This window comes from Paraburkholderia sp. BL9I2N2 (genome assembly GCF_004339745.1).
Classification (GTDB): domain Bacteria; phylum Pseudomonadota; class Gammaproteobacteria; order Burkholderiales; family Burkholderiaceae; genus Paraburkholderia.
The window spans coordinates 819,581-844,582 of the sequence record NZ_SMGP01000002.1 but is presented as its reverse complement, the minus strand read 5'-3'; the positions used below and the strand labels follow the sequence as shown (position 1 = coordinate 844,582).

Genomic DNA, 25,002 nt, shown 5'->3' with positions numbered 1-25,002 from the left:
GAAGTGCGATTGCGTTTTTAACCGCGACGATGGGAAAGTTTGTCCGCGGCCACCGCGAGAATCACCAGCATGCCGGTGATCAACACCTGGTAGACCGAAGAGACGCCGATCAGAGTCAAACCATTGCGGAACACGCCGACGATCAACGCGCCGAGCAACGTGCCGACAATCGAGCCGCGTCCGCCGAACAGACTCGTGCCGCCGAGCACGACCGCGGTGATACTGTCGAGATTCTCGGTTTGCCCCGCCTGCGGATCGCCCACGCCGGTCCGTGACACGGACAACAGCGCAGCGATGCCGTAGATCGCGCCGGCCAGCGAATACACGGTCAGCAGGATCTTCTGCGACGACAAGCCCATCAGGCGCGCGGCCTCGGGATTGTTGCCGAGCGCGTACAGATGCCGGCCCGGCACGGTGTCACGCAACACGAACCATGTGGCGAGATACATCAGCAAGGTGAGCACGGTGCCGTACGTGACATCCGCGGGGCCGAGCTTGAACGTGTTGCCGAAGAACATGATCGCGTCCGGCAGGTTCGACACGCTCTCGGCGTTCGAATAGATCTGCGTGAGCGCGAACGCGATATTCAATGTACCCAACGTAACGATGAAGGCCGGCAGTTTGATACGCGTGATCAGTACGCCGTTGAGCGCGCCGAACAGCGTGCTCGCGCCAACCCCGCAGAGAATCGCGAGCGCCGGTGGCACGCCGAGCGTGACCGCGAATTTGGTCATGATGATCGAGCCGAACGCCATCACCATGCCGCACGACAGATCGATGCCGCCGGTCAGCACGATCAGCGTCTGGCCGATGGCGATGACCGCGACCACCATGGTTTGCTGCAGGATCAGCGAGAGGTTCTGGAACGACAGGAAGCGGTCGCTCTGCGAAATGAAGAAGCCGCAAGCCAGTACCAGTGCGATGAGTGGCCCGACTTCGGCAAGCGATGGCATGCGCTCGGCGAACGAACGCGAGTGGCCGGCGGGCGCGGAAGGAGTCGACATGATGGATGACCTCGATACATGAGCGTGGCGGGCTGGCCACGCGGCAAATCCGATGGCGGCCCGGCGAAGCGGGCCGCTGTTCAGTGCGCGTTACTTGTTGCCCCAGCAGTTGTCGAGGCCGAACTTGGTGTCCTTGCTGTCGATGCCGGACATCGCCTTGTCGGTGATCAGCGTCACGCCGGTGTCCTGATAGCCGGAGACCTTCTTGCCGGTCTTCGCATACTCGACACCGGCCGTCACGCCGAGCGAGGCCATCTTCAGCGGATATTGCTGCGAGGTCGCGGCGATGGCGCCGGCCTTGACGTTGCGCACGCCTTCACAGCCGCCGTCGATCGAGACGATCATCACGCTCTTATCCTTGCCCGCCGCCTTGAGCGCGCGGTACGCGCCCGCCGCCGCCGGTTCGTTGATCGTGTAGACCACATTGATGTCGGGCGACTTCTGCAGGCAGTTTTCCATCGCCGTCTGGCCCTTGGCCTGATCGCCGCGCGTGTCCTGGCTGCAGACCACCGAGGGATCGCCTTCCTTCACGCCGAAGCCTTCCAGGAAGCCGTTATGACGCAGCACGCCCACCGAGACGCCGGGCGCGAGATCGAGCGTGGCGATCTTCGCGGGCTTGCCGTTCAGCGCGGCTTTCGCGTATTTGCCGATCAGCACGCCGGCCTTGAAGTTGTCGGTGGCGAAGAGGGCGTCGGTGGCGTCTTGCGGATCGGTCGGCGTGTCGAGCGCGACCACCATCACGCCGGCGGCGCGCGCTTTCTTGATGCTCGGCACGATCGCCTTGGTGTCGCTCGGCGTGATCAGAATCGCTTTCGCGCCGGCCGTCATCATGTTTTCGATGGCGGTGACCTGGCTCGCGTTATCGCCGTCGAACTTGCCGGCGGCGGTGATCAGCTTCGCGCCGTCTTTCGAGGCGGCCGCTTCGGCGCCCTGTTTCATCTTCACGAAGAACGGGTTGGTGTCGGTCTTGGTGATGAGGCCGACGACAGGCTGGTCAGCCGCCTGGCTCGCGCTCGCACACCATACCGCCGATGCCGCGACGCACATCGACACGATTTTCCTGGCGACAGGAAGCCTGCGGGAATTCAGATTCATGGGACGCTCCTCCGGTTTTTGGCAACGACGTTGTGGACTGCTGGCGGCTGCCTGCGCGAACGCTGCGCGCTGACAACCTGGTTTATGGCCTGATGCAGGATGAAGGTGGTTCGAAACGACCTGGACTCGGGTTGATTCGCGCCGCCTAAATCACTTTGGTTGATTTAGTACAGCAGGCGCGTCGACGCGCGTCAAGGAAATGATCGGAATGGAAGATGACGTGCAGAAACTCGTCGGAAGGCTGCGCGCCTTATGTGGTGGGGCTTGGATAGAGTTGTGCGGTGCGAGATCGAGCGTTCGGAGTTGGGGAAAGTCCTGGCTCGATTGAAAGGTAATTGAAGGCAGATTGAGGTTTTATCGGCGTCTGAGGCGCGAGTGCTTGCCCGCAAGACCGCGTGCGCGAATGAAGGATTCGCCGCGTAATGTGCGCGACGCTGCTATGGCCGCATCACCGCGGACGCGGCACGCCGGTGGATGCGCGTACGACCAGTTCGGGCGGCGAGGCGACCCGCATCGGCACGCTTGCCGCGCCGCGAGTCGCCTGACCGTACGATGTCTCGATCAACTCACGCAACAGGGATACCGCGAGCCCGGCGACTTCGACCGTCGGGACGGCGACCGTCGTCAACGCGGGGCGCGACTCGCGCGCGAGCTGGATATCGGTGATGCCGATCACGGACAAATCCGCCGGCACGTTCAGGCCGAGGTCGGCGGCGGCGTGCATCGCGCCGAGCGCGGGCAGGTCGTTGGTCGCGAAGATCGCGGTGAGCTTCGGATCGCTTTCGAGCAATGCGCGTGCTGCTTCGTAGCCGCCCTGAATCGTGTCGGCGCCATGTTTCACGCGGCCTTTCGGCGCGCCCCCGGCGCGTAGTGCGTCGACGAAACCTTCGTAACGCGCCGCATGAATGCCCGAGGCTTTACTGCCGACAATCGCGCCGATCCGTCGATGGCCGAGCTCCAGCAAATGCGCGCCGGCCAGCTCGCCGGCGCGTCGGAAATCGACAGCGACGCACGGCAGTCCCGGCGGCTCGTTAGGCCGTTCCCACATGCACAGCACCACCGGCGTGCCGCGCGATTCAGTCGTATGAAGGTCCGCGAAATCGAGGTTCGCATTCGTCACGAGTACGCCTTCGGAAAGCGTGCCGGCGATCTGGTCGAGATACGCGCGGCCGGTCAGCGGATCTTCGTTCGTATTGCAGATGATCACGAAGTGGCCGCTCGTGCGCGCCGCGCGTTCGACGGCGAGCGCGAACTCCGGATAGAACGGATTGGCGATGCTCGACACCATCAGCGCGAGCGTCGGCGCGCGACCTTCGGCGAGGGCGCGAGCGGCCAGATGCGGCCGGTAGCCGAGTGCTTCGACGGCCTCGAGCACGCGCTGTCGCGTGCTCGCGCCGACCCGGCCGCGATCGCGCAGCACGTTGGACACCGTGGCCGGGGTGACGCCGGCATGACGCGCGACTTCGCTGAGTGTGGGCATGAGTTTTCAGTATTTGGGATGCCTGCCCGACATTTGCATCACGAGCGAAGGCGCGGCACCATCTGTCGCACAGACAAAACGATCTCGGAGACAGGCAAGGCCCCAACGATCCAAAGCGATCGATTTTTTCGGCCCTGCTGATTAAGCGCTTAATCTCCGACTTCGAGCCGATTAAATCACGGAGTCGATGAGATGGCGAGCATTTCGTTAAGAGGCGTGCAGAAGGCGTATGGCGACGGCGCGCTGGTGATCCGCGACGTGGATCTCGAAATCGGCGAAAACGAGTTCTGCGTGTTTCTTGGTCCGTCCGGCTGCGGCAAGTCCACCTTGCTGCGCATGATCGCCGGCCTGGAAGACCTCAGCGACGGCGACCTCTCGATCGGCGGCCAACTCATGAACGACGTGCCGGCCGCGCAACGCGGCGTGGCGATGGTGTTCCAGAGCTACGCGCTGTTTCCGCATATGAGCGTGTTCGAGAACATGGCGTTCGGCCTGAAACTCGCTAAAACCCCGAAGGATGAAATCGACCGCAAGGTGCGTGAAGCCGCGCGCATTCTGCAACTCGAAGCGTTGCTCGATCGCAAGCCCAAGGCGTTGTCGGGCGGTCAGCGGCAGCGTGTGGCGATTGGCCGTGCGATCGTGCGCGAGCCCGGCGTGTTTCTATTCGACGAGCCGCTTTCCAACCTCGATGCCACGCTGCGCGGTCAAACCCGCATCGAAATCGCGCGGCTGCACAAGCAGTTCGCCAAGGCCAGCGTGGTCTACGTGACGCACGACCAGATTGAAGCGATGACGCTCGCCGACAAGATCGTGCTGCTGCATGCCGGTAAGGACACCGAGCGCTACGGCAGCATCGCGCAGATCGGCGCGCCGCTCGAGTTGTACCACCGTCCGAAGAGCCGTTTCGTCGCGGGTTTCATCGGCTCGCCGCGGATGAATTTTCTGCCGGGAAGAGTGGCCTCGGTCGATGCGCAAGGCGTAACCGTCACGCTCGATCACACGGAAGAAACCGTGCGCGTGCCGGTGAACGGCGCGGGGCTGCAAACCTCGCAAGCGGTCACGCTCGGCGTGCGTCCTGAACACCTGGAGTTTGTCGACGCATCGTCCGTCGCGCCTGACGACGCCGTGCTGACGCGCACCGTGTCGCTCGTCGAGCAACTCGGCGAACACAGTTATGTCCACCTCGATCAGCCTGGCGGCGCCGCGCTGATCGCCAAAGCGCCGGGCAATACACGCCTTGCGCCCGGCGAGCGCGCGAGCTTGCGCGTGCCCCGTCCCGCCTGTCATTTGTTTACCGAAGACGGCTTTGCCGCCGCTTCGCTCGAATCCGTCGAACACTACGCATAGAGGACATTCGGATGCGCCTTGGAGTCTGTTATTACCCGGAACACTGGCCGGAGTCGATGTGGGAAGACGACGCTCGCCGGATGAAAGCCCTCGGCATCGAACAGGTGCGAATCGCCGAATTTGCCTGGAGCCGGATCGAGCCGACGCCGGGCGAATACGATTGGGGCTGGCTCGACCGCTCGATCGATGTGCTGGGTGCAGCCGGCCTGCAAGTGGTGATGTGCACGCCGACAGCGACGCCACCCAAGTGGTTGATCGACCGCCATCCCGACATTCTGCCGGTCGGTGCGGACGGCCGTCCCCGTGCGTTCGGTTCGCGTCGTCATTACGACTTTTCTTCGCCGTCGTATTTCGCCGCGTCGCAGCGGATTTGCACGGCGGTGGCCGAGCGCTACGGCAAGCATCCGGCTGTCGCGTACTGGCAAACCGACAATGAGTTCGGCTGCCATCAGACGGTGGTCAGTTATTCGCCGGCGGCGGTGGGGCGCTTTCGCGAGTGGCTCAAAGCGCGCTATCACACCATCGACGCATTGAACCGCGCATGGGGCACGGTGTTCTGGAGCATGGAGTACCGCAGCTTCGACGAGATCGACGCGCCGGTGGCGACCGTGACGGAAGCGCATCCTTCGCATCGCCTCGATTACCGGCGGTTCGCGTCCGACGAGGTGGCGCGCTATAACCGCATGCAGGTCGAGATCATCCGCGCGCATTCGCCGGGACGGCCGGTCGCGCACAACTTCATGCAACTCTTCACCGAGTTCGATCACTACAAGGTCGCCGCCGATCTCGACGTGGCGACGTGGGACAGCTATCCGCTCGGCGCGCTCGAAGAACAATGGTTCGCGCCGGAGGTAAAGGCGCGTTGGCTGCGCAGCGGGCATCCCGACTTCGCGTCGTTCAATCACGATGTCTATCGTGGCATGTCGAAGCTGCCGTTCTGGGTGATGGAGCAGCAGCCGGGTCCGGTGAACTGGGCGCAGTGGAATCCGGCGCCGCTGCCGGGCATGGTACGGCTGTGGAGTTGGGAAGCGTTCGCGCACGGCGCGGGCTGCGTGTCGTACTTCCGCTGGCGTCAGGCGCCGTTCGCGCAGGAACAGATGCATGCGGGACTGAACAGGCCCGATAACCGGCTCGACGTGGGAGGCAACGAGGCGGCGCAAGTTGCCGGCGAGATTCGCACAGTGCTCGCCGCGAATGCAGACGCCAATGCCGCGATCCGCTCGAAAGTCGCGCTCGTCTACGACTACGAGGCGAAGTGGCTGTTCGAGATTCATCCGCAGGGAGCGGACTTTCACTATCCGCGCTTTGCCTTCGAGTATTACTCGGCGCTGCGCGCGCTCGGCCTCGACGTGGATATCGTGCCGGTCGACGCGCCGCTGGATGGTTACTGTCTGATCGTCGTGCCGCCGCTGCCGGTCGTGCCGGCTGATTTTGCAGAGCGTCTGGCGAGTTCGGGCGCGCAGGTCGTACTCGGGCCGCGCACGGGTTCGAAGACTCAGGATTTGCAGATTCCCGCGAGCCTGCCACCTGGCGCGCTGGGGTCGGTGCTGCCATTGCGCGTATGGCGTGTCGAATCGATGCGGCCGAATGTGACCGAAGCAGTGCGGCTACTGGGCAATCCGGCCTCGAGTGAAGCGGACGGTTTCGCGCGTCACTGGCGTGATTTCGTTGAGAGCGATGCGGCTGATTCGCTTGACGTGCGCGCCCGATTCGCGGACGGCCATCCCGCGTATGTTCGAAGCGGCGCGTTCCACTACCTCGCGAGTCTGTTCGATGATGCACTTACCCTGCGCCTGTTCGAGCGGATCGCGCAGGAAGCGGGTGTGGCAACGATGCCGCTCGGCGATAGCGTGCGAGTGAGCCGCCGCGGCGCGCTGACCTACGTGTTCAACTACGGCGACGCGACGCACACGCTCGCCGATGTAGCCGACGATGCCTTCGTGATCGGTTCGCATGCAATCGAACCGCAAGGCGTGGCAGTCTATCGAACCCGATAGTGGTCTGATGCACCGACGCAGTGTCCAACGAAATTCCATGCAGTAAAGACAACGACGCAAAATCAAGGAATAAAGGAGACAGGCAACATGAACTGAAACCACGCAAAATTCTGTTGGCACTTGCGCTGACCGCCGCGGCTGTGGGGACGTCGGCCGTCAGCACGGCCCAGGCGGGTACGCTCACGGCCAATATCGCGTTCAAGGGCGCGAGCCAGCGCGCGGTGTGGCAATCGGTCGTCGACGACTTCAAGAAGGCGCATCCCGGCATCGACGTAAAGGTGTCGTTCGTCGACGAAGAAGCGTACAAGGTGCAACTGCCCGGCTGGCTGACAACGGTCGCGCCCGACATCGTCAACTGGCATGACGGCGAACGCATGGCCTATTACGCGCAGCGCGGCCTGTTCGAAGACCTGAGCGGCGACTGGGCGAAGAACGGCTGGAACGAGATGTATGCGTCGACCAAGGAAGCGTCGTCGTATAAGGGCAAGCAGTACGCCGCCCCGACCGTGTACTACTCGTGGGGCATGTTCTATCGCAAGGATCTGTTTCAGAAGGCGGGCATTAGCGGCGAGCCGAAAACGTGGGATCAGTTTCTCGAAGACTGCAAGAAGCTGAAGGCGGCCGGCATCACGCCGATCGCCGTGGCGGGCCGCGACGCATGGACGCTTGCGGGCTGGTTCGACTATCTCGACCTGCGTTTGAACGGCAATGCGTTCCATCAGAAGCTGATGGCGGGCGAGATCGCGTACACCGATCCACGCGTGAAGAAGGTCTACACGACGTGGAAGCAATTGATCGACGCGGGCTATTTCATCGACAACTCGCTCTCCTACGATCTCGATTCGGTGCAGCCGTTCCTGTTCCAGGGCAAGGCCGCGATGATGCTGATGGGCACGTTCATCACCGCTGGTTTCCCGCCGAACGTGAAGCCGGAAATGGGCTACTTCCAGTTCCCGATCATCGACGCGAAGGTGCCGACGGCCGAAGACGGTCCGGTGGAGTCGCTGCATATTCCGTCGAAGGCGAAGAACAAGGCGGACGCGCACACGTTCCTGGCGTTCGTCGAGACACCGGAAATCGGCGCAAAGCTGGCAACCGGGCTCGGCTCGTTGTCGGCGAACAGCAAGTCGCCGGAACCGGAAGATCCGATCTCCAAGATCGGCTTCCAGATTCTTGCGAACACCAAGGGCGGCATCGCGCAGTTCTATGATCGCGACATGACCAAGGAAATGGCCGACGAAGGCATGAAGGGGATGCAGCAGTTCATCTCCGATCCCACGAAGCTCGACGACGTGCTCGCGCAACTCGAGCAGACGCGCAAGCGGATCTACAAGAAGTGAGCGGCGGCGGCCGCGAGGCCGCCTTCCGTTGCATCTGATCTGGAGAGAACGATCGTGTCGCATTCCGTCACCCGCCACACTGTCGGCGGTCCCGCTGAACCCGGCGGTCCGGGTTTGCCCACGCCGGGCGGCGCCTTGCGTGGCCGCAAGCCGGCCACCGCACGGCGCCGCCGTCCGTCGCCCACCGCGCGCCGGCAGCGGCGCGCCGCTTTTCTGTTTCTGGCGCCGGCCTGCGTGATGGTGGCCATCTACGTGGTGTGGCCGATCCTGTCGACCATCCGCCTGAGCTTTTTCAACTGGGATGGCATGAGCGACCCGTCGTTCGTCGGCCTCGCGAACTACGTGGAGTTGTTCCATGCGCAGACGTTCTATACGGCGCTCAAGAACAACGTCATCTGGCTGCTGCTGTTCCTGCTCGCTCCGCCGATGGGCCTCGCCGTCGCGTTGTATCTGAATCAGGCGGTGGCCGGCATCCGTATCGTCAAATCGCTTTTCTTCGCGCCGTTCGTGTTGTCGGGCGTGGTGGTCGGTTTGATCTTCTCGTGGTTCTACGACCCGACCTTCGGCCTGCTCGCGATGATTCTCGGCCACGGCGTGCCGGTGCTCGGCGACCCGCGCTATGCGACGTTCGGCATCGTGTTCGCGGCGCTGTGGCCGCAAACCGCCTACTGCATGATTCTTTATCTGACCGGCCTCACGTCGCTGAACGCCGAACAGATCGAGGCCGCGCGCATGGAAGGCGCGCGCGGCTGGTCGATGCTGTGGCACGTGATCCTGCCGCAACTGCGGCCGACCACCTTCATGGCGATCGTGGTGACCATCATCGGCGCGCTGCGCAGCTTCGATCTGATCTCGGTGATGACGAGCGGCGGTCCGTTCGAAAGCTCGACCGTGCTCGCGTATTACATGTACGACCAGGCGATCAAGTACTACCGCATCGGCTATTCGGCGGCGGTGGCGGTCGTGCTGTTTGCCATCATGCTGGTGTACATCGTTTATCACTTGCGGCGGATGCTGCGCGCCGAGCAATAAGGAGCCGACCATGTTTCCGATTCCCATCGACAAATGGAAGCCGGCCACTCGCCGCATGTACAAACTAACGTTGCCGGTCGCGCTGCTGATCTGGCTGCTGCCGATGATCGCGGTGCTCGTCACGTCCGTGCGTTCGACAGAAGAGTTGAGCGAGGGCAACTATTGGGGCTGGCCGAAGCACTTCGCAATGTTCGAAAACTATCGCGAGGCGCTGACCACGTCGCCGATGTTGCATTACTTCTGGAACAGTGTGTTGATCACGGTGCCTGCCGTGGTGGGCTCGATTGCATTGGCGGCGATGGCCGGTTTCGCGTTGGCGATCTACCGGTTCCGTGGCAATTCGACTTTGTTCGCAACGTTCGTGGCGGGCAATTTCGTGCCGGTGCAGGTGCTGATGATTCCGGTGCGGGATCTGTCATTGCAACTTGGTCTCTTCAATACCGTCAGTGCGCTGATTCTGTTTCACGTGTCGTTTCAGACGGGATTTTGCGCGCTGTTTCTGCGTAACTTCATCAAACAGTTGCCGTTCGAACTGGTCGAGGCGGCACGCATCGAAGGCGCGAATGAGTGGACAGTGTTCTTCAAGATCGTGCTGCCGTTGATCCGGCCGGCACTCGCGGCATTGGCGATCCTCGTGTTCACGTTTGTCTGGAACGACTACTTCTGGGCGCTGTGTCTGACCCAAGGCGACGACGCCGCGCCGATTACCGTGGGCGTGGCCGCATTGAAAGGGCAGTGGACCACGGCGTGGAATCTTGTTTCGGCGGGATCGATTCTCGCGGCATTGCCGTCAGTGGCGATGTTCTTTGCGATGCAGAAACATTTTGTGGCCGGGTTGACGTTTGGGGCGACGAAGGGTTGAAGGGGTTGTGTGTCGTATCGAGAAGGGTTGCCCGCGAAAGCGGGCTTTTTTGTTGCTGAAACTCCTGCTAACCGCATTGCCTCGCAAGAGGTGCGGATAGCAGGAGCCTAGTCTTTTCAGTTCACTAAAGCCTGAATGGCCTCAGTTATTGTTCCAGTGAGTCGGAACCTTACGATAGCTGCTCCAGTTATTGCCGCCTTTGCAGATCAGATCCGAACCGTGGGTCTGACACCAGACTTCATAACCCGGTGAGTAGAGCCACTCGCCGATCCAGTGCAGATCGACGTGCGGATCCGATGACGGCGTGGAGGCCACGAAGTTGGCGGCGTCGTCCGTGCTGCCCGAGCCCGTGTAGTGAGCTACGGCCGGATACGGGAACACCGGACGCGTCCGCGTCGTTTGACCGTTCGCGTCCACGATCGAGGCGACGATCTTGCCCGGCTTGGTGCCGGTCTCCGCCCACGCCATCACCGACGTCACGATGTCGAACGTGTTCGGGCCGTTGCCGCTACCGCAGTGCGCGACGCCGGGGAACAGATAGAGCCTCGTGAATTGATCGACCTTGTCGCTACCCATGTAGTACTTCATCTGCTCGTAGTACTCGATCGTGCCGCGCGGCGTGATGTGCTGATCTTCGAGGCCGTGCCACAGGATCAGCTTGCCGCCGCGGCGGGCGAACGGGCTCAGGTCCGGATCGGTTGCCGCGAGATAGCTCGACACCGGCACGGTCTTCAGGAAGCCTTCGATCGTGAACTTGAGGTTGCTCAAGGTGGCGGAAGGATTCGAACCGTTGAAATAGTCGAGGTACTGCAGGAACGGCAGAACGAAGTTGATGCTCCCGCTCGGCCCGGCGTCGGTGGCCGGCACGAACAGACTCCAGTTCAACTCGCCGCCCCATTCACGCGAGACCGGTTGCTCGAGGTGGACGCCGTTCGCATCGGTGGCACCGTCATGAATCTCGCGTACGACATTCACTTCGGCTTGCGACAGACAGGTGGATGCCGCCTGGCCTTTTGCGCACAGCATGGACTGCGGATTGAAGTGGCACACTTGCGGATTGTCGATCACACCGTCAGTCACACCGTCGATGCTATCGCACGCTTGCAGCACGGCAGCGTGAATCAGCGGCAGCTTGCTCGCGAGCAGAATGTACTTGCCGGTCTTGGGATCGAGGTTCATCACCGCGGGCCACGCGTGATGGAATGTGTTCTGAACGATGAGGTCGTTTGCAGGCGCGCCCGCCGCGATGCCGTCGAAGTCATCCGGGAAACGCTGTGCTTCCATCAACGCTTCACGTCCGCCATCGGAACAACCATCGAAATACGAGTACTTCGCTGGCCGCGCGTAGAACTTGTTGATGATCGCCTTGGAGACCTGTGCGGTGGCATGCCCCGCACGATACGCGAAATCGATCCTGGTTTGCGGATTGAGTGCCCACGAGCCGTCGTTACCACCTTCGTGGCCCATGTCGGTCGCGGCCATCGCGATCTGTCCGTTGGTCACCGGTACGCAGGTCGAGGCCATCGGCGCATTGACGGACAGGTTGCCGCACAGGCCGCCGCAACCGGCCTGCAAGTAGCGCTGCGTCCAGCCTTGTGTCGGCAATTGCAACTCGAATAGCGAGGCGCCCGGTCCGATCGTCCCCTTCACGTCGCACACGGCTGCCGGCAGTGTGTTCTGTCCCACGACGGTGCCTGCAGGGAGCACCGTCGCGGACGTAATGGTGACCGTGCCATCGGTGACGCCGCTGAGGTCCATGCTCATCACGGCGGCGCAGTTCATGGCCGGCATGACGGCGGGGAGGTTGGCTAAACCGGTGGTGGCAGCGCTTGCGTTGATCGGCATGCCGAGCATCGCAATCAGCGCGGCGCCCATTAGCGCGGCAAATGATCTGCCGCCGACGGTCTGTTGAAGAAGCCAGGTCCGCACTGCTAGCAGCCAGCCTCGTGTTGCACATCCTGTTTTGAAAAGACCAGGCATCTTTGTCTCCTGTCATTGTCGTCGATTGACGCGGGGCGGACATTGTCCGCGGCCATCGGAATGGGGACCGCTCGATGCGCACCGCAATCGACCTCGGTGCGCGGGTTCAATATAGGCGGGCGTGATAGGGGAAAGAAGGCGTGGCGCGGCTGCCAGAAGACGATCGAAATAAGCTATCCGAATCTTTCTGGTTGTTGCCGCTAATTGCGGGCGCGAACTGGAGCGCTTCATTAATTAGAAAGCGCCGCAAAATCAATGGGGTAGGGCAGGGTGTCGGGTGGTTCGACGAGGTGGCGCGTCGAGCGACTCCGTCGCGTGTGTCATTCCACCCGATAAGAAAAATAGATTGGATTGCATAACTTTCGCAATCGTTGCCTGATCGATACCGTCATCGAAGCCGCCGGTGCTGTGTGGAAATATCGTGTAAGCACTTTTGAATCACGGCATGTTCTCCCGTCATCGGGCCATTTCATGAGCGCTATCCTGCTGTCACCGCTATCGCAATCCTTGATTGCATGGCAGCAGGCCGCGACACAGTCTCGCCGCGCCTGAGCCTGGTTATTTCCCTGAACAGAGGCCCGGTATGTCCACCTTGAACACCGTTTTCTCCCGCACCCTTCAACGCCTCACGACGCCGTGCGCATTGCTGTCGATCGGCTTACTGGTCGCAGGCGCCACGCTCGCCATGGATGCGTCCGCAGCAAGCTTCAAGTGCACGAGCAAGTCGTCCGCGTCGGAAAAGATCGTCTGTAAAGATCCGGCACTGTCGGCACTCGACGACCGTCTCGCCGCGGCGTGGCAGCGCGCGAAAGACACCACGCTCGACACGGCCGCGCTTGAAGCCGCGCGCACGCATCAATGGCTGTGGCGCCAGCACAACTGTACCGATCAGGCTTGCGTGAAGAGCTGGTACGACCGCCGTATCGCTGAACTGGACGCCGACTACGAGCAAGCGAAGCAGGCGCGCCGCGACGCGTTCGACGCGTCGCTGGCCGGGCAGAACCTTGCGCCTTCGGCGGCCGATGCGGTTCGGAAGATGAAGGGCGAGTCCGCTGCGAACGCGACGACTGCTAGTGCACAGTAGTTGCCGGCGGTGATGGCGCGTCGGTGGGCGCGACGCCTCGGCGCGCTAGTTCACGTTGAAATGCACGCGGACGTCCTGCCGGCTTTCGACCGGACGGCCGCTCTGCAACGCCGGAAAGAAGCGCCATTTGCGAAGGGCTTCGAGGAGAAGCTGGTTGAGGCGTGGACTGGGAGTCGGCTTGAGCAGTTCGACATCGACCGAGCCATCGGCGTGAATTACGAAGCGCGCGGTCGCGACGGTTTGATAGGCCTGCTCGCGTAGGTCGTCGGGCAACTCAGGTAACGGTTGCGCGATGGCGCGCGCGGCTGCATCACCGGCAGAGACGGCGGGTTGTGATGTGCTTTGTCTTTCCTCCGACGAGTTGGTTGAATGCACGGGGGCCTCGGCGGGCGCGCTGGGTTCATTGGGAGCAGCGATCTGGGCTGGGTGCCTATCCGGCGTCGGCGTCCGTGGAGCGGGTGCTTCAGTGCGTCTAGGCACGACGTGCGGGCGTGGCTCAACCGGCCGCGGTGGCTTAACCACAGGCGTTGGCTCGGTATGTATTGCCGCCGGTGGATCGAGTTCCACCACGCGCACCTCCAGCGGCTTGTCTGGTGCCGGTTTGGATGTCGTTGCGTCGAGCCAATGTCCGAGCGCGAACAGAAACACGAGCCAGAGCACGAGCGCGATAAAAATCGCCAGCCCGATCCGAAGCTTCGGCGAACCATCGACGGTGGTGGTCAGACGCATCGCGCTATTCACGATGCACGGCGATCAGAAAATGCGCCGCGCCGGCGCGGCGTGCGGCGAGCATGGCTTGCACGACCGTGCCGTGGCCCGCTGCGTCGTCGGCGGCAATGACGACATTTGCGTCGGGCTGCAACAGGCGCTTTATCGTCGGCTCGATCTGATCGGGACGCACGGGCAGATGGTTCACGAAGATCTCATTGCGGCGATCGACCGAAATGGTCAACGGTTCGTGCGCGTCCATCTGCTGCGCGCGGCCCGCGGGCAAGGTCAGCTTGACGGCATTGAGCCGCTGCATGGCGAGGGAAGCGAGCATGAACGTCGCCAGCAGAAAGAACATCACGTCGATCATCGGGATGATTTCGATGCGGCCGCGCCTGGCCGCGCGCGAGCGTTTGAACTTCACGAGTGCGCTCCGGCAGCGGCAGCGGCAGCGGCAAGGCGGATTTCACCGAGCCGCGCATTCGCGAACGATTCGAGTTCATCCATCAGACGTTCAAGCCGCCGTGAAAAGTAGTTGAACGCGAAGAGTGCGAACAGCGCGACGACGAGACCGATCGCAGTCGCCACCAATGACTGTGCCACCCCGCCGGTGACGCCGGCCGGATCGACGAGCCCCGTGCCGCCGAACAACTGAAACGAATGCATCATGCCGACGATGGTGCCGAGCAGGCCCAGCAGCGGCGCGGCCGTGACGATCGTCTCCAGCACCCAGAAACCCTTGCTCATATCGCGCTCGATTTGCGAAGCGACCGACTGCGCATTGGCTTCGCGCAACCACAGCGGAATGGACGGGTCGGGCAGCCACGGTGCGTTCATCCGCCTGAATGCGTTCTGACTCGCGGCGTGATTCAATCCGTTATCCAGATGAATGGTTGATCCAACCTTCTGAATATCGTGTGCGGCCTGAATGCCTGGCGGCAAGCGGCCAAAACGCAAAAACACATAGGCGCGATCGAGGACGATCGCAACCGCCAGAACAGCGAGTACCGTGAGCGGATAGATAACCCATCCGCCCACACGCACCGCCGCCAGAATATTCGTCCAATCCTGCATAACCGACCTCGTTGCCGTGTGACAGATTTAAAAATGCTTGGTGATACCGGCATAGACGGCGAAATGCGGGCCGTATTGCGGCGCGCCCACCCCGATGCCCGAGCCGTCGCGCAACTCATAGACCCGATTGAATGCATTGACGACCAGCAAGCGTGCATCGAACTTGCCGACGAGAGGCTGGTTGAAGTGCTGGATCACGCCGAGATTGATCTGCGCATAGACGGGCAGGCGATCGGTATTGGCAAAACCGCTTCTCAAGCCGCTGCCCACGAGGCCGTCGAAGGTGAACGTCGTTCTGCCGAGGTCGTACGTTCCGCCGAATGACGCGGTCACGCGCTGGTCGTGATCCAGATACACCCAATGGTCGTTGATGAAGGCGAGTTCGTCCGCTTCGAAATTGAACTGGGCGGAATCGATCTGTTTGCCCTGCGCCCGGCTGTAGGCTAGGTTCAGATAGGCGGACACGTTGTCCTGCTTGTAGTTCGCGGTGAACTCGAGTCCGTACACGCGTCCGTACTGATAGTTGAACGGCGTGAAGATGAGGGCGGAGCCGAACTGTCCTTCGTCGAGCAGGTTGGTGGATTTCTTGTAGTAAGCGTCGATGCCGACTGTCACGTTCGAACCGAGGCGCTGCGTGACGCCGAGATCGAAATAGTGGCTGCGTTCGGGTTGTACCTGATCGTTCTGGCTCGACGGACTCTGGTTTGTCGTGCCGTTGAAGCGGCTAATGGTTGAGCCCGATACCAGTTCGAACGCGGGCGGCGTGAAGTAGCGCGCGTACCCGGCGTGAAAGGTGGTGGTCGGCGTCAGCGCATAGACAAGCCCAATGCGAGGACTCAGCTGGCTCGCGCTGACGTATTCGTCCATCTTGTCGTAACGTAGCCCGTAGTTGAGTGTGAGGTTGTCGGTGATTTTCCATTCGTCCTGCACATAAGCGCTGTACAGGTAGCCGGTTTTGCTGCTCGAGTCGTGGATATTGAAGGGCTGGTCGGATAGCTGATTGCCGTCGGCGTCCGTTGCGAAGACGTTGACGCTGTCGTCGAATACGGCGTGTTCCTGCTGGAAGAACAGGCCGGCGCGAATCGTATGCTTGGCGTTGAGTCGCCACGTGGTGTCAACCTGCGCGCCATTGGCCGAGTTGCTATGAAAGTCCTGCGACGCTACGCCGTTGAACAGCAGGTCGCCCACCGGATCGGGATTGAATTGCGTTCGCGTATAGCGGGTAAATAGCGCTACCTGGTAGTCCAGTGCGCCGCCATTGGTACCCTGAAGCGCCACCACGGCAAAATTGTTCAACTCCGATTGCGTTTCGTTCAACTGACTCGAATCGAACGTGCTGTTGCCGTTGAGCGTGAAATTGGTCGGCAGACCGGGGGTGTTCGGGATTTCGAACTGGTTGCTCGTGGTGCCGAACATCAGGCTCACGCGCGTGAGTGGATTGATGATGTACGACATATAACCGAACGCGTCGCCCTGACGGGTGTGGTCGTGAATGGCGTTTGCGCTTGCAGTGGGATTCTCGATGCCGAGGTTGTTGACGCCGAGCGAGCCGCTGAAGTAGTAGCTGAACGGACCTTGCGTGCCGAACACGTCCGCGCTGGTCTTGAGGGTCTGGTGGCTGCCGCCGAATACGTCGATCGTGCCGCCATTGCCCGCATCGCCCGTCTTCGTGCGGATGTCCACGACACCGGCCGTGCGGTAGCCGTACTGTGCCGGCAACGCGCCGGTCAGCAGATTGATCTGGTCGATGATGCGCGTGTCGAGCGCCTGCCCAAAACCGCTGATCGGCTCGGGAATCATGATGCCGTTGATACGGTACTGCAGATTGGCGTGGTCTCCGCGCACGTGCAATTGACCGTATGAATCGCCGGCTACGCCGGGCGCCTGCAGCAGCACCTGATTCAGTGGCGTGTCCTGGCCCGCGGGTAGCGCATCGATATCGGCCTGGCTGAAGCGGTACACGCTGCTGCCGGTCTCCGGCAACAACCCATTGCGTGCTCTGTCCAGTCGTTTCGCGTTCACCTGAACGTCGAGTGTGCCGCTCTTCGCGAGACTGACACTGACGGTGCTTTCCGTGCCGGCGCTCGTGGTCGTGATGCTGTTGCCGCTCGCAAAGCCCGCTGCGGTGACGACGACCGCGTAGGTGCCCGGTGTCACGTGCGCGATGGCAAAGCGGCCTTCGGCGTTCGTTTTCGCCTCGCTGACAGCGGCGCCGCTCGCGTTCTGCACGGTCACTGTGGCGTCATCGACGGGGTGGCCAGTGGCATCTGTGACTGCGCCGCTTATTGAACTTTCGTCGATTGCGGCGTGGGCGTGGGCGGCCATTGCGAACAGCATCAAGGCTGCAGAGGAGACGCGCGTGCGGTTTTTCATCGTTATGTATTCGAGTGTGTTGGCGACTGGGTCGATGCGTTTTTTCTGTTTTGGTCGACGGATTTCCTGGGGCTGAACGTGCGCGGCGCTGGATAGCGGTGCGGATCTCCTTTCAACTGCGGTAGTCTTTTGAAACGTCGCCGGAATGTTATATCATTACATTCATGGAAAACAATAACAAGTTGATGGCGCGTTGGTTTTGCGGCGCGGGATGAGATGGCGAGCGTAATTCGTAGGCACGCGGCTGCCCGGTTTCGGACAGTCGTCGTCGTTCGGCGCGTCTTGTCGGTCGTGCGTGTCGCGCGCCGGCTGAGGCGGCGGGAGGGCGGTTTTTGATCGCGTGTCGAGCGGTTTTGTCGAGCCGACCAGGCAATTGTTGCCGTCGCAGACGACGTCGCTCATCCGGCTGCGACGAAGTTGCAGCCGTGGGCGCTAAAGTTCAGAGGATGGCTTGTTGCAGATGCACGAGCATCGCCACACTGAGAGCAGCGTGGCGGGCAGAGAGCGATTGCTTGGCGAAATGAGGCTCTTCGAATCGCTGTGGATTGTCGATACGGCAGTTCAAGACTGCGCATGCTTTGCCGCGTCCTCGATGACAGCGGTCACTTCCTTCGGCCGTGATTCGTAGACCGAGTGGCTCGCGCCCGGCATCACCGTCGTGTGGCTATGTGCGCGTGCGTAATACCAGCGTTCGAGATCGGGGTTGATGATCTTGTCGTCGGCCGCTACGATGCCCCAGCTCGGCTTGGTCATCCACGCGGCGACTGTCATCGGCGCGGAGAAGACTTTTGCGGCTGTCAGGATTTGCGCATGCGATTCGAACTGCGCTTGCTTGAGCGGCAAATCGGCAGCGAAATCCTTGGGGAAGTCCGCGGGATTCAGATAGGTGTATCCGTCGCTAGTCTTCATGATCGCGCCCGGCTGCTTCGACGTGTAGCTCGGCATGCCCTTGCCAAGGCCGCTTTCGTCTTCGCCGACTGCCGGTGCGTGCGCGGCCACGTACACCAGGCCCACCACGTTCGGGTTCACGCCGGCTTCGGTAATGACCGAACCGCCGTAGCTGTGAGCCACGAGAATCGTCGGACCGTTCTGCTGATCGAGCACGCGTTTGGTCGCGGCGACGTCGTCGTCGAGCGAGGTCAGCGGCTCCTGCACGATGGTGACGTGATAACCGTCTTTGGTCAGTCTGTCAGGACAACGACAAGGCCGTGGCGACGAGAGGCAAAACTTTCATGACAAACTCCGGTTTACAAGTGAGAGATTCTTCTTGAATGTATTTCTAATTTCTTGTGAAAAGTAGGAATCCTGTTGATATCGAAGGCGGAACAGGATTCCCGATACGTGTCATTCAGCTGCCGAAAAAGACGTTGCAGAAGCTGACGGGGCCGACGCAGCTGGAATCCGTCGACGCGTGCTTGTGCATGCCGGACGAAGAGCTGCCGTCCTGCGCCACGCCGCCGTACGACGACTGCGTCGTTTGCGGAGCGTTCTGCGCGGCGACCTTCGCTTCGGCGGCTTGAATGGCGGCGGGGTAATTAGCATCGTCCCCGAGCGAAGGGTTGTAGCCCGCCTGTTCGAGGCGCACCAGATCGGCACGCACTTCGGCGCGTGTGACGGGGGCATTTGATTGTGCGAAGCTCAGAACAGGAGCGGCCAACGTGCCGACGGCGAGAGCGAAACAAACAAGAGCTTTTTTCATGATAAAAATTCCTTCGTAAATGCGATGAGTTGGGTGGCAACGATTGCCTGGAAAGCGTGCTGAATTAGCTGCCGAAGTACGGGGTGCAGAAACCTGCGGGGCCGACACACTGCTGCGTGTTCGTGTGCATATGTTCCTTCGCCGAGGCTTGGGTAGCGAAACCTGCCGAAGCGAGAACGATCAGCGAGAGAATGATGGAAAGTTTGCTTTTCATTTGGATACCTAACTAGTAAAAGATTGAAGATGCCTTGCGAATTAAGTGAAGCTACGTCTTTACTCGTCCACTGACATGACCCGCTCGCAACGAGAGCAGCGCGTACATGTCTGTTTCGTCACTACCGTGCAGCGTTCGTCGCTGTCATGTAGGGGCAAACACCTCGGGTTTCCGCTTATTCCAAATTTTTTCGCGATTGTGACGAAAAAATTGAGTCTTACATTTTCATGAACGTCCGGTGCGTCGACGGCGGACCTTTCTGTCATCTGTCGAAAAAAGCTGCATCGCGCCAATCCTTGTCCAGTAAGGCTCCCAAACGTTTGCGCTGTTAAGTCTGAGGATTACGTTTATTAAAGCTTTGCGTTTTGCATGTCGTTATCCAGTCCAATAATGTGGACCATCGGACATGCGCGAGCCTTCAGCACGGCTGGCGCTGGACGAGGAAATAGCTCTTCGGGGGAATCATCTTGAATCACCAACGATCGCCATGGTCGCGTACAGCGGCTCCGGGCGAAGTCATCTATTCCGAAGGCTTCGCGGGCGACGCCGTCGTCTACGTCATTGCGGATGGCAAAGTCGAAATCTCCACCCAGTGCGACGAGAAGAAAGTGATTCTCGCGACACTAGGCAAAGGCGAGTTTTTCGGCGAGGCGGCTTTGTTGCCGCCCGAACCACGGGCACATACCGCGAAAGCGCTGAGCTTCTGCCAATTGACCGTCATCGCGGCCAACGTGGTGGAGGACGAACTCGAGCGCGTCTCGCCGTTGCTTCGCCATATCGTACGCACGCTGATCCGGCGAGTGAAAAAGAAGGACGACGTTCTCGCCACCAATACGCACGCTGATTTTCTGCCGGGCGTCGTGTCGTACGCGCATGTCCTTTCGTTGATGGCGGGCGGCGAGAACGCCGACAGACCGGACGGCCGCATGCGCCGAGCGCAAGGCGAGGAATTCTCGGTACCACTGCCCGACGTGATCAGGAAGTGCCATGCGATTGCCGGTCATTCGCGTCCGCATGTGATGGCCATGCTCAAACGGATGGAGAAACTCAATCTCGTCTCGCTCGAACCGGGCCGCTCCGATCGCTCGAGCAACACGTCGGCGCGCTATTCCGCGCAGGACGGCGCGACGAGCCGGCAACTGGTCACGTTCGATCCGCTTCGAATCACCGAGCGTGCGCAACAGGTGGCGGACCACGATCTCGATCTCTCCATCAGCAGCGAGTTGGAACTGATCGAACTGGACGACCTGGAAGCCTTGATCGGCGTCGAGAAGAAGGTGATTCTCAACAAGCTGTCCCACGCTGAAATCGCGGAAGACATCTTCGCTTTTCGCAAGACCAGGGTGCTGAACTATGTCGAAGAAAAGGGCATCAGCTATTTCTCGCGCCGCAATACTCGTGGTCTGAGCGAACTGAAGTCGCTCGACGATCTGGAGTTTGTCGACCAGCGAACCTTGTTCGAAGCGGTGAGCGCATTCGACACATACGACCTCGCGAAACTGCTTTCCGCCGTGACGGGCCAGCCGATCGCCGAGCGCCTGCTCTCGGTGATGACCGAGGCGAGAAAGAAAGAAGTCTCGTGGGTCATGCGTCGTGAGATCAAGATCGATCCGCTCGAAATTGCCGAGATCGAAGAACGCTTTCTCGAGACCGTGCGGGCGATCAAAGCTCCGGCGGCCGCGCCTGCGCCGCTGTCCAATCTGGACGCCTGACGCGCAACACGCAAACGGCACGCACTGTCGACTTCGAGCTTCGAAGGCGCGGGCGGCCATTCGAGAGGACGTATGGATCTTTTGACGCTATTTGGCGCGGTGTTCGGCGTGAGCGCGATCGTCGCGGGCTTTTCACTCGAGGGCGGGCACTTCACTTCGCTGTTTCAGTTGGAGGCATTCGTCATCGTTCTGGGCGGCACCTTCGGTGCGGTGATGATTCAGAACACCTGGGCGAGGTTTTACGACGGCATCAAGCAACTGCGCCTGGCTTTTGTGAAGGCGCGGCAGGTCGATCGCGAGAGCCTGTCCGTCCTGCTCGAATGGGGCGATCAGGCGAAGCTGAACGGCATGCTGGTGTTCGAGTCGATCGAGGCGGGGGGCATCAATCCGTTTGCCAAACGAGGTTTGGAACTGCTGGCAAACGGTGTTTCGACGGCTGTGCTCGAAGACGCCTTGCAACGGGAACTGGATGCATACGAGCGCAATCACATGGCGGCCGCGCGGATCTGGCAACAGGCGGGCGGTTACGCGCCGACGTTCGGCATTCTGGGCGCCGTGCTTGGTCTGATTCAGGTGACCGGCCATATGCTCGAGCCCGCGCAACTCGGGCAAGGTATCGCGGTGGCTTTCGTCGCGACGCTATATGGCCTCGCTCTCGCTAATCTGGTCTTTCTGCCGTTGTACGGAAAGATCAGGGCGCAGGTGGATAGTGAATTGCGCTTCCGGCGTTTATATCTCGACGGCTTGCTCGCGATCTCGCGCAAGGAGTCGCCTCACACCATCGAGACGCGGCTCGCGGGTGACGTGCGGGAAAGATCGGCCGAGTTGCTGGGCTAGCCGGGTCCGGCTCGCGCATACGACGAGCGAGCCGGAACCCATCACACGTAATTTCGGACGCGGGCTTTTCGGGTATGAACACCTCCTCAGGTAACAAGCGCCTCACGGCGGATAAGACCGGCTATGACGCCGCCGACGAAGGCGAGGAGCAGTCGGGGCGCTGGCTGATCTCCTACGCCGATCTCATCACGACGCTGATGGTGTTGTTCCTCGCGCTCTATGTGCTCCAATTGGCAAAAACGAGGGAGCTGGAAATCAACGCGCTTGAGCGCCACGTGAAAACAGAGGCGACGTCCGCTACGCCGGATGCCTCGAAGAAGCGGCTTCTTTCTCTGTTGGAGCCACTTCAGGACAATCGCCAGATTACGATTACGAACGCGGCTCACGGCGTGGAAATCGCCATCAACGCAAAGGTTCTGTTCAATTCGGGCGACGCGCGTTTATTGCCGGAATCATTTGGCGTGTTGAATCAGATTGCCGGCGTGCTGCGTGACAAGTCGAAGAACAACATTCTCGTGGAAGGACATACGGACAACGCGCCGATCTCGACGGCGAAATACGAGTCTAATTGGGAGCTGTCTTCCGCACGAGCCGGCGCGGTGGTTCGCTTCTTCGCGGACAAAGGCATCGAAGCGCACAGAATGGCCGCGATCGGGCGGGCCGACAATTTCCCCTTGATCATCGGCGATGACGCGGCGGCGCGCGCCGCGAATCGTCGTGTGACTATTCTCGTCGAGTACTGAGTTGCCGCGGGTCGAGAATAGGCTAACGCACGACCCGCAGCATCCAGGTACCCATTCGCGCTAGAGTATCGACAGCGGCCCCGCCGCGATTCCACGCATTCCGCCGAACCCGCGAATTGTCGAGATCCTCTATGCCCGTCAACACTCTGCCTGATCCGCTCGGCGCCGCCTGCAATTCATTGGGCGGCTTCCTGCGCGATCGCCGCTCGCGTTTGCAACCGGGGCCGGACGCACCGAGCCGGCGTCGTACGCCGGGTTTGCGGCGCGAAGAAGTGGCGGCGCGGGCGAACGTCAGCGTCGCGTGGTACACGTGGCTGGAGCAGGGACGTGGCGGCCTGCCGTCGAACGAGGTGCTGGAGCGGCTCGTCCGCGCACTGGAACTCGACGCCGCGGGCCGCGAGATGCTGTTCCTGTTGGCCCAGCAACGGCCGCCGCCGCTCAGCCCGTTTGCGCCGCCGCAAGTCACGCCTGCCTTGCAGCGCGTACTGGACGGCATGCCCGGCAGTCCCGCCATCGTGAAGACGCCGACGTGGGATGTCGTGGCCTGGAACGCGGCCGCGGTCGCGGTGCTCGGCGACTACGCGGCTGTGCCGGCGCGCGAGCGCAATGTGCTAAGGCGTCTGTTCGGAGACCCGGCAGTGCGAGAAAGCCAGCCGGATTGGGAGGAAAGCGCGCGTGCCGCACTCGCCGTCTTTCGCATCGATATCGCGCGCATCGGCGGGTCGGCACAAGCCGCGGCGCTTGCGGCCGAATTGCAGGCGAGCAGCGCGGACTTTCGCCGCCTGTGGGCGGAGAACGACGTGCGCAGTCATTGGATTGGAACAAAACGTCTGCGCCACTCGCAGGCCGGGCCGATCACGCTCGAGTATTCGGCCTTCGCGGTGGATGGTGGAGACGGCTTGAGCATGGTCGTGTTTTCGCCGGCCTCGGCGGCCGATCTGCGCGCCGTGCAAGCGCTCATCGCGCGAACCACTCAAGCCGCGTGACGAACGCGGTTCAGTTCAAAGCCGCTTCAAGACGTCTTCGCAGGCATGAATTTGAACGAAGGCGTCGGCACGAAAGTACCTGATACGTCGCCGGAATAAAGTTGACCCGCGTCGATCGTCAGCTTCATCACGAGCGCCGGGCACCCGACATCACGAGGAACGCCCGGAGCACTCCTCGCGACGTCAACGCCAAACCGCCACTCAGCTACCCATATAAAGCGAACGATTCAGGTTGGCCAGTTGACCATCCTTCTCCGCTTGCACGAGTTCCTGACGGACCTGTGCGCGCGTTTTGCCGGCAACGCTGGCCGTGCTCGCGGACCATTGCGGCTGCGCAGCCTGAGCGATCTGCGAAGAATCCACAGTGCCGGTCGAGGGCGTCGGTACCGCAGCGTGAGCAACACTTCCGATCACGCTGGCAGCAAGAGTCAAAGCAATCATGGAAACTTTCATATCGTTCTCCTTGAACGGTTGGATAAGAGACGTCCGCGGATCAGAAAGCACGAGCAGAGGTCGACCTGGACTTGCTGCGATGCGATTCTTCTCAGAGTCGCGGCGTTGATGTATTGAACCGCGCGGGTGTATCGGGCATGTGTCGAGAAAGCGGCGAATTGCAATGTTGTGTATCGCCGGAAACCGCGGATACATTCCGATACGAACCCGCGTTTATCCTTGCTGCGCGAGCAGGGCTTGAATCTTCGCTTCCGTCTTCGCATAGTCGCCTTCGCCGAAATGCGTGTAGACGATCCGGCCTTGCTTGTCGAGCAGGTAGAAAGCCGGCCAGTACTGATTGTTGTACGCGTTCCAGGTCGCATAGCGATTGTCCTGCGCGACCGGATAAGTGATGCCGAAGCGCTTGATGGCGGTCTTCACGTTGTCGGTGTCGCGCTCGAACGGATATTCGGGCGTGTGCACGCCGATAACCGTCAGCCCCTGGTCCTTGTATTTCTGATTCCAGCTTTTCACGTAGGGCAGCGTGTTGATGCAGTTGCCGCAGGTGTAGGTCCAGAAATCGACCAGCACCACCTTGCCGCGCAGTTGCTGCAACGTCAGCGGATCGCTGTTGAGCCATTGCGAAATGCCGGCGAATTCGGGGGCCGGGGCGTTGGCTGCGAGGGCGGGCGCGCTCGGTTCGGGCGACCCCGCGAAGGCGGCAATACCGCTCGCGGCTGCGGCGGCGATCACGGTTGCGACGGCGAATGTTTTGATCTTGGATGCGCAGAGCATGTCAGTGTCCTTTCAGGAGGAGGCTAAAAACGGCAGTTCGCGTATCAGCCGCGAATGACTGTATTGAAGCCTCCGCAGGTATCTGGCATGTGTCGTCTAGACCTCCTGGGTGCAATGTTGTGTATCTGTACGGGGTCCAGATACACTGCGACACAATTCGCCGTGCGAGCCAGGCTATAAAGCAGGCATTGCCAATCACGGAGAGCAC

At 61.2% G+C, this 25,002-nt stretch carries 22 protein-coding genes and 1 pseudogene; 10 read left to right on the top strand and 13 right to left on the bottom strand.

What is annotated here, in order from left to right; genetic code table 11:
• Positions 1-17 precede the first annotated feature (17 nt).
• The 3 genes from B0G74_RS25720 to B0G74_RS25710 form a co-directional block, all read right to left on the bottom strand.
• A complete protein-coding gene (locus B0G74_RS25720; RefSeq protein WP_132377664.1) occupies positions 18-1,004 on the bottom strand; it encodes an ABC transporter permease in 987 nt (328 codons plus the stop codon).
• Between the two features lie 90 nt (positions 1,005-1,094).
• Positions 1,095-2,099: a sugar ABC transporter substrate-binding protein gene (locus B0G74_RS25715; protein ID WP_106301095.1), complete on the bottom strand. Its 1,005-nt coding sequence runs from the start codon at positions 2,097-2,099 to the stop codon at positions 1,095-1,097.
• A 448-nt stretch (positions 2,100-2,547) separates the two neighbouring features.
• Positions 2,548-3,579, bottom strand: coding sequence for a LacI family DNA-binding transcriptional regulator (locus tag B0G74_RS25710; RefSeq protein ID WP_132377663.1), 1,032 nt, complete (start codon positions 3,577-3,579; stop codon positions 2,548-2,550).
• Positions 3,580-3,771: 192 nt separating this feature from the next.
• Here B0G74_RS25710 and ugpC point away from each other — a divergent pair, with 192 nt between their 5' ends.
• The 5 genes from ugpC (at position 3,772) to B0G74_RS25685 (ending at position 10,157) form a co-directional block, all read left to right on the top strand.
• A complete protein-coding gene (ugpC, locus tag B0G74_RS25705) occupies positions 3,772-4,926 on the top strand; it encodes a sn-glycerol-3-phosphate ABC transporter ATP-binding protein UgpC (protein ID WP_132377662.1) in 1,155 nt (384 codons plus the stop codon).
• An 11-nt stretch (positions 4,927-4,937) separates the two neighbouring features.
• Positions 4,938-6,923 carry a beta-galactosidase gene (locus B0G74_RS25700; RefSeq protein ID WP_132377661.1) on the top strand — a complete coding sequence of 662 codons (1,986 nt, stop codon included), beginning with the start codon at positions 4,938-4,940 and terminating at the stop codon, positions 6,921-6,923.
• 107 nt (positions 6,924-7,030) lie between these two features.
• Positions 7,031-8,263, top strand: a complete 1,233-nt coding sequence (locus B0G74_RS25695; RefSeq protein ID WP_243658365.1) for an extracellular solute-binding protein — start codon at positions 7,031-7,033, stop codon at positions 8,261-8,263.
• 54 nt (positions 8,264-8,317) lie between these two features.
• Positions 8,318-9,295, top strand: coding sequence for a sugar ABC transporter permease (locus B0G74_RS25690; protein WP_132377660.1), 978 nt, complete (start codon positions 8,318-8,320; stop codon positions 9,293-9,295).
• A gap of 10 nt (positions 9,296-9,305) precedes the next feature.
• The gene (locus tag B0G74_RS25685) at positions 9,306-10,157 is read left to right on the top strand and encodes a carbohydrate ABC transporter permease (protein WP_132377659.1); all 852 of its coding nucleotides are present in this window, start codon (positions 9,306-9,308) and stop codon (positions 10,155-10,157) included.
• Between the two features lie 141 nt (positions 10,158-10,298).
• Here B0G74_RS25685 and B0G74_RS25680 read toward each other — a convergent pair whose 3' ends face one another.
• The gene (locus tag B0G74_RS25680) at positions 10,299-12,137 is read right to left on the bottom strand and encodes a tannase/feruloyl esterase family alpha/beta hydrolase (protein ID WP_132377658.1); all 1,839 of its coding nucleotides are present in this window, start codon (positions 12,135-12,137) and stop codon (positions 10,299-10,301) included.
• A 583-nt stretch (positions 12,138-12,720) separates the two neighbouring features.
• Here B0G74_RS25680 and B0G74_RS25675 point away from each other — a divergent pair.
• Positions 12,721-13,221 carry a hypothetical protein gene (locus B0G74_RS25675; RefSeq protein ID WP_132377657.1) on the top strand — a complete coding sequence of 167 codons (501 nt, stop codon included), beginning with the start codon at positions 12,721-12,723 and terminating at the stop codon, positions 13,219-13,221.
• Positions 13,222-13,266: 45 nt separating this feature from the next.
• Here B0G74_RS25675 and B0G74_RS25670 read toward each other — a convergent pair whose 3' ends face one another.
• The 7 genes and pseudogenes from B0G74_RS25670 to B0G74_RS45860 form a co-directional block, all read right to left on the bottom strand.
• Complete coding sequence (locus B0G74_RS25670; RefSeq protein WP_132377656.1) at positions 13,267-13,950, bottom strand: energy transducer TonB; 684 nt, start codon at positions 13,948-13,950, stop codon at positions 13,267-13,269.
• A gap of 4 nt (positions 13,951-13,954) precedes the next feature.
• The gene (locus tag B0G74_RS25665) at positions 13,955-14,353 is read right to left on the bottom strand and encodes a biopolymer transporter ExbD (protein WP_132377655.1); all 399 of its coding nucleotides are present in this window, start codon (positions 14,351-14,353) and stop codon (positions 13,955-13,957) included.
• Positions 14,350-15,003, bottom strand: a complete 654-nt coding sequence (locus B0G74_RS25660) for a MotA/TolQ/ExbB proton channel family protein (protein ID WP_132377654.1) — start codon at positions 15,001-15,003, stop codon at positions 14,350-14,352. Before B0G74_RS25660 ends, B0G74_RS25665 begins: the two co-directional genes overlap by 4 nt.
• 27 nt (positions 15,004-15,030) lie before the next feature.
• Positions 15,031-17,376: a TonB-dependent receptor gene (locus B0G74_RS25655; protein ID WP_132377653.1), complete on the bottom strand. Its 2,346-nt coding sequence runs from the start codon at positions 17,374-17,376 to the stop codon at positions 15,031-15,033.
• A 561-nt stretch (positions 17,377-17,937) separates the two neighbouring features.
• Positions 17,938-18,561 (bottom strand): annotated as a pseudogene (locus B0G74_RS25650) (alpha/beta hydrolase); the annotation flags it as partial.
• Positions 18,562-18,724: 163 nt separating this feature from the next.
• Positions 18,725-19,075, bottom strand: coding sequence for a DUF4148 domain-containing protein (locus B0G74_RS25645; protein WP_132377651.1), 351 nt, complete (start codon positions 19,073-19,075; stop codon positions 18,725-18,727).
• A gap of 64 nt (positions 19,076-19,139) precedes the next feature.
• Positions 19,140-19,289, bottom strand: coding sequence for a hypothetical protein (locus tag B0G74_RS45860; protein WP_165923924.1), 150 nt, complete (start codon positions 19,287-19,289; stop codon positions 19,140-19,142).
• 467 nt (positions 19,290-19,756) lie between these two features.
• On the opposite strand from B0G74_RS45860, the gene B0G74_RS25640 reads away from it, so the two are divergent.
• The 4 genes from B0G74_RS25640 to B0G74_RS25625 all read left to right on the top strand — a co-directional run bounded on the left by B0G74_RS25640 (position 19,757) and on the right by B0G74_RS25625 (position 23,567).
• Entirely contained in the window at positions 19,757-21,001 is a 1,245-nt protein-coding gene (locus B0G74_RS25640) for a Crp/Fnr family transcriptional regulator (protein ID WP_132377650.1), read from the top strand.
• A 72-nt stretch (positions 21,002-21,073) separates the two neighbouring features.
• Positions 21,074-21,838, top strand: coding sequence for a flagellar motor protein (locus B0G74_RS25635; RefSeq protein WP_132377649.1), 765 nt, complete (start codon positions 21,074-21,076; stop codon positions 21,836-21,838).
• Between the two features lie 74 nt (positions 21,839-21,912).
• The gene (locus B0G74_RS25630) at positions 21,913-22,581 is read left to right on the top strand and encodes an OmpA family protein (RefSeq protein ID WP_132377648.1); all 669 of its coding nucleotides are present in this window, start codon (positions 21,913-21,915) and stop codon (positions 22,579-22,581) included.
• Between the two features lie 131 nt (positions 22,582-22,712).
• Positions 22,713-23,567, top strand: a complete 855-nt coding sequence (locus B0G74_RS25625) for a helix-turn-helix transcriptional regulator (RefSeq protein ID WP_132377647.1) — start codon at positions 22,713-22,715, stop codon at positions 23,565-23,567.
• A gap of 201 nt (positions 23,568-23,768) precedes the next feature.
• On the opposite strand, the gene B0G74_RS25620 is transcribed toward B0G74_RS25625, so the two are convergent.
• On the bottom strand, positions 23,769-24,020 hold the full coding sequence (locus B0G74_RS25620; RefSeq protein ID WP_132377646.1) for a DUF4148 domain-containing protein: 252 nt from the start codon (positions 24,018-24,020) through the stop codon (positions 23,769-23,771).
• Positions 24,021-24,233: 213 nt separating this feature from the next.
• The gene (locus B0G74_RS25615; RefSeq protein WP_132377645.1) at positions 24,234-24,794 is read right to left on the bottom strand and encodes a thioredoxin family protein; all 561 of its coding nucleotides are present in this window, start codon (positions 24,792-24,794) and stop codon (positions 24,234-24,236) included.
• Positions 24,795-25,002 lie beyond the last annotated feature (208 nt).

What these genes read in the sequence shown, in the direction of transcription:
- B0G74_RS25670 (WP_132377656.1), bottom strand. Translation starts at nt 13,950, where the DNA reads ATGCGTCTGACCACCACCGTCGATGGTTCGCCGAAGCTTCGGATCGGG.
- B0G74_RS25660 (WP_132377654.1), bottom strand. Translation starts at nt 15,003, where the DNA reads ATGCAGGATTGGACGAATATTCTGGCGGCGGTGCGTGTGGGCGGATGG.
- B0G74_RS25700 (WP_132377661.1), top strand. Translation starts at nt 4,938, where the DNA reads ATGCGCCTTGGAGTCTGTTATTACCCGGAACACTGGCCGGAGTCGATG.
- ugpC (WP_132377662.1), top strand. Translation starts at nt 3,772, where the DNA reads ATGGCGAGCATTTCGTTAAGAGGCGTGCAGAAGGCGTATGGCGACGGC.
- B0G74_RS25625 (WP_132377647.1), top strand. Translation starts at nt 22,713, where the DNA reads ATGCCCGTCAACACTCTGCCTGATCCGCTCGGCGCCGCCTGCAATTCA.
- B0G74_RS25620 (WP_132377646.1), bottom strand. Translation starts at nt 24,020, where the DNA reads ATGAAAGTTTCCATGATTGCTTTGACTCTTGCTGCCAGCGTGATCGGA.
- B0G74_RS25685 (WP_132377659.1), top strand. Translation starts at nt 9,306, where the DNA reads ATGTTTCCGATTCCCATCGACAAATGGAAGCCGGCCACTCGCCGCATG.
- B0G74_RS25630 (WP_132377648.1), top strand. Translation starts at nt 21,913, where the DNA reads ATGAACACCTCCTCAGGTAACAAGCGCCTCACGGCGGATAAGACCGGC.
- B0G74_RS45860 (WP_165923924.1), bottom strand. Translation starts at nt 19,289, where the DNA reads ATGAAAAGCAAACTTTCCATCATTCTCTCGCTGATCGTTCTCGCTTCG.
- B0G74_RS25710 (WP_132377663.1), bottom strand. Translation starts at nt 3,579, where the DNA reads ATGCCCACACTCAGCGAAGTCGCGCGTCATGCCGGCGTCACCCCGGCC.
- B0G74_RS25655 (WP_132377653.1), bottom strand. Translation starts at nt 17,376, where the DNA reads ATGAAAAACCGCACGCGCGTCTCCTCTGCAGCCTTGATGCTGTTCGCA.
- B0G74_RS25680 (WP_132377658.1), bottom strand. Translation starts at nt 12,137, where the DNA reads ATGCCTGGTCTTTTCAAAACAGGATGTGCAACACGAGGCTGGCTGCTA.
- B0G74_RS25715 (WP_106301095.1), bottom strand. Translation starts at nt 2,099, where the DNA reads ATGAATCTGAATTCCCGCAGGCTTCCTGTCGCCAGGAAAATCGTGTCG.
- B0G74_RS25615 (WP_132377645.1), bottom strand. Translation starts at nt 24,794, where the DNA reads ATGCTCTGCGCATCCAAGATCAAAACATTCGCCGTCGCAACCGTGATC.
- B0G74_RS25675 (WP_132377657.1), top strand. Translation starts at nt 12,721, where the DNA reads ATGTCCACCTTGAACACCGTTTTCTCCCGCACCCTTCAACGCCTCACG.
- B0G74_RS25645 (WP_132377651.1), bottom strand. Translation starts at nt 19,075, where the DNA reads ATGAAAAAAGCTCTTGTTTGTTTCGCTCTCGCCGTCGGCACGTTGGCC.
- B0G74_RS25635 (WP_132377649.1), top strand. Translation starts at nt 21,074, where the DNA reads ATGGATCTTTTGACGCTATTTGGCGCGGTGTTCGGCGTGAGCGCGATC.
- B0G74_RS25720 (WP_132377664.1), bottom strand. Translation starts at nt 1,004, where the DNA reads ATGTCGACTCCTTCCGCGCCCGCCGGCCACTCGCGTTCGTTCGCCGAG.